Here is a 3,314-nt window from a genome sequence, read left to right as displayed (position 1 = left end):
GCTTTAAGGAATGAGGTCCGGCCTGTTCGGCCGCGCCCGCTCCGGCGCTTCCGCGGTTCCGTGGCGCGGCCGATGGCCCTCCCTGGCTCAGGCGGGGGGCAACGACCCAACGAGGCTGCCGGGGGCGTTGAAGGCGGTGGTTCCGTGGGGAGAGCGGCGTTGGGCTGACACCCGGACCGCTTCGGCCGCGGACGGGAGGAGACGAACTAATGGGGGACAGGGATTCAACGATCAAGGGCTTTCGGCGCCCTGAAGTGACGGTGGAGGCGCTCAACCAGCGCAGCCCCGGTCATCTCCCGGGGCTGGTGGGCATGGAGGTACTCCGGGTGGAGGAGGGCCAGCTGGAAGCGCGGCTCACGGTGCGGCCCGAGCTCATGGCCACCAACGGCTTTCTTCACGCCGCGACGGTGATTGCCCTGGCGGATACCTCTTGTGGCTATGCCACCCTGGCCCATCTGCCGTCGGGGGCGAGCGGCTTCACCACCATCGAGCTCAAGGCCAATCTCCTGGGCACGGTGCGGGAGGGGGGCATTCGCTCGGTGGCCCAGGCCCAGCACTTGGGAAAGAGCACCCAGGTGTGGGACGCGGTGGTGACCGATGAAGCAACGGGGCGTAAGATCGCTCTGTTCCGCTGCACCGAGATGATCCTCTACAAGAAGGATCCGGGCTAAGGTGCGGAGAGCGCGGTCGAAACGTACCAAACAGCGCCGCTAAACGGTGCGCGCTGCGGCGAAAACGGTCTTGGGCTAGGTTCCCGGCTTCGGTGCGCGTCATGGAGGGGCTCGCGTCCTGGACCGACTATACCCGCTTCCTGGTCACCCTCACCGCGGTCCTCGATCCCTTTTTCATCGTCCCGTTTTTTCTCGCCTTCACCGCGGGCTGGAAGCCCCGGGAGCGCAGGCGTTTGGCCCGGGTCGTGACCCTCACCGTGGCGGCGGTGCTCATGGGCTTCGCCTTGGCGGGGGAAGCGGTGCTCCAGTTCCTGGGGGGAAGCCTCGCCTCTTTCCGGGTGGGCGGTGGCCTAGTACTCCTGTTGATGGCTCTTGCCATGCTCAACGCCGAACCCGGTGGCATCCGCCAGTCCCAGAAGGAGGCTTTGGAGTTCGACGCCCACGCCACCGGTGGGGTGGTGCCCCTCGCCATTCCCCTGCTCGCGGGACCGGGGGCCATCAGCACCGTTATTATCGCGGTGGAGCGGGGAGGCCTCGCCCACACGCTGGCCATCCTCGGCTGCATCCTGGCGGTGTGCGCCCTGCTCTGGGCCGTCTTACAGCTCGCCGTTCCTCTTGGCCAGCGCCTGGGAACCACGGGCCTTAACGTGGCGACGCGGCTGCTGGGGCTGCTTCTTACCGCCATCGCCGTGGAGACCATGGCGGTTGGCCTCAAGGCCCTGTTTCCTGGCTGGGCGGGCTGAAGAGCGGTCAGAAGGGCAGCTGGGCGTCGGGCTTGGCTTCCAAGATGACTCGGCGGAATTCCTCCTGGATCCGCTTGAGCGCGGCCTCGTTCTCCGCCTCGAAGCGCAGTACTACTACGGGGGTGGTGTTGGAAGCGCGGGCGAGCCCGAAGCCATCCTGGTACTCGACCCGCAGCCCGTCCAGGGTGATGATCCGCTCCGCCCCGGGAAAGCGAGCGATTTTCTGCAGCTTCGCAATGAGGGCGTAGTTTTCCCCTTCCTCGAGCTTGAGCTGCAGCTCTGGGGTGGAGACTGCGTCGGGAATGGCATGGAGCGTCTCGCTCACGTCTTTTTGCTTAGACAGGTATTCGAGAAGCCGGGCACCGGCGTAGAGGCCGTCGTCGAAGCCGTACCAGCGCTCCTTGAAGAAGAAATGTCCGCTCATCTCGCCTGCGAGCAGGCCGCCGGTCTCCCGCAGCTTGGCCTTGATGAAGGAGTGGCCGGTGCGGCACAGGACCGGGCGCCCCCCGTGGCGCTCGATCCAGGGTGCTAGGTTACGGGTGGATTTCACGTCGAAAATCACCTGGGCGCCGGGATTGCGGGAAAGCACGTCGGCAGCAAACAGCATGAGCAGTCGATCGGGATAGACGATGCGGCCGTCCTTGGTGACCACGCCCAGCCGGTCCCCATCCCCGTCGAAGGCGAGCCCCAGCTCCGCGTCGGTGACAGCCAGCGCACGTTTCAAGTCCTCCAGGTTGGCTGGCACGGAAGGGTCGGGATGATGGTGGGGAAAGGTACCGTCCACGTCGCAGAAGAGCTCGACCACTTCGCAGCCGAGGCGCCGGTAGAGCTCGGGGGCGAAGGCGCCGGCTACCCCATTGCCGCAATCCACGGCGATCTTCATTGCGCGCGCGAGCTTCACGTCTTCGGTGATGCGTTCGAAGTAAGCCTCGCGGATGTCGTGGGCACGGTACGTCGCTTCGCCGCTCGTGAGGTCTCCCCGCTCCAGCCGCAGGCGCAGGGCTTCGATTGCCTCGCCGGCCAGGGTCTCCCCCCCCAGCACGATCTTGAGCCCGTTGTAGTCCGGGGGGTTGTGGCTGCCCGTGATCATGACGCCGGAATGGGTTTGGAGCGCATGGGTGGCAAAATAGAGCACCGGGGTCGCCACCTGGCCCACGTCGATCACGTCCACGCCGCTCTTCATGAGCCCCTGGGCCAAAGCCCGGGAGAGCTCGGGACCGGAAAGTCGCCCGTCGCGGCCGATGACGAGCGCCTTCTGGCCGCGGGCCCGGGCCTCCGAGCCGATCGCTTGGCCGATGCCCTCCACGATGGCGGGAGTGAGGGTTTTCCCCACGATGCCGCGGATGTCGTAGGCCTTGAAGATTTCCTTGGGATAGTGCGTCACGGCGGCTCCTTCTTTCGATCCTTCCACCTTTGGAGCGTCTTTGCCCGAGCGGGCATTTCCGGTCTCAGGCAGATGGCGCGCTTTCCCGGGATGTTACCCCAACTTGCCCCGGCGGCTCGACGGGGGCGTGCGCGGCGAAGAACCCGAGCACTCGCCGGGGGAGCCACTGCAGATGGCCGGGGAAGGGTCCCGAGACGAAGCCGGCGTGTCCTCCGCTCGCCAGCACTTCCAGAGTGACGGCGGGGGACACCTCGGCGGGGCGGGGCACGGCCCATTCGGGAAGAAAAGGGTCGTCCCGGGCGTGGACGATGAGCGTCGGCACCGCGATGTGGGTCAGATGGGGCTTGCTGCTCGCCCGGGCCCAGTAGTCGTTCGCGTCCCGGAAGCCGTGCAGGGGCGCCGTCACCACGTCGTCGAAGGCTTGGAAGGTGCGCGCCTGCCGTACCAGGTGATCGGGGTAGAGCCCGGGGAAGCGCTCGAGCTTTTGCAGGCTTTTGCGTTTGAGTGAACGAAGGA

The 3,314-nt window shown here is 66.6% G+C and carries 4 protein-coding genes; 2 read left to right on the top strand and 2 right to left on the bottom strand.

Features of this window, described 5'->3' with window-relative positions:
- Nucleotides 1-209 precede the first annotated feature (209 nt).
- Together V7Q81_RS15300 and V7Q81_RS15295 are read left to right on the top strand one after the other, a co-directional pair.
- Nucleotides 210-671 (top strand): PaaI family thioesterase, encoded by a 462-nt coding sequence (locus V7Q81_RS15300; protein ID WP_333845040.1) that lies wholly within the window; start codon nucleotides 210-212, stop codon nucleotides 669-671.
- Between the two features lie 101 nt (nucleotides 672-772).
- Complete coding sequence (locus V7Q81_RS15295; RefSeq protein ID WP_333845038.1) at nucleotides 773-1,414, top strand: MarC family protein; 642 nt, start codon at nucleotides 773-775, stop codon at nucleotides 1,412-1,414.
- A gap of 7 nt (nucleotides 1,415-1,421) precedes the next feature.
- Here the strand turns inward: V7Q81_RS15295 and V7Q81_RS15290 are convergent, their stop codons facing one another.
- Together V7Q81_RS15290 and V7Q81_RS15285 are read right to left on the bottom strand one after the other, a co-directional pair.
- Nucleotides 1,422-2,798 carry a phosphomannomutase/phosphoglucomutase gene (locus V7Q81_RS15290; RefSeq protein WP_333845037.1) on the bottom strand — a complete coding sequence of 459 codons (1,377 nt, stop codon included), beginning with the start codon at nucleotides 2,796-2,798 and terminating at the stop codon, nucleotides 1,422-1,424.
- A 64-nt stretch (nucleotides 2,799-2,862) separates the two neighbouring features.
- A partial coding sequence (locus V7Q81_RS15285; RefSeq protein ID WP_442954856.1) for a YheT family hydrolase occupies nucleotides 2,863-3,314 on the bottom strand: 452 nt, incomplete at its 5' end.

Origin of the sequence: Pelomicrobium sp. (assembly GCF_036803785.1) — a bacterium.
In the GTDB taxonomy this organism is placed as follows: domain Bacteria; phylum Pseudomonadota; class Gammaproteobacteria; order Burkholderiales; family UBA6910; genus Pelomicrobium.
The sequence above is the reverse complement of the archived record's forward strand: the minus strand, read 5'-3'. Positions and strand labels throughout refer to the sequence as shown.

Coding starts and splice junctions, on each gene's coding strand:
- V7Q81_RS15300 (WP_333845040.1), top strand. CDS start 210: ATGGGGGACAGGGATTCAACGATCAAGGGCTTTCGGCGCCCTGAAGTG.
- V7Q81_RS15295 (WP_333845038.1), top strand. CDS start 773: ATGGAGGGGCTCGCGTCCTGGACCGACTATACCCGCTTCCTGGTCACC.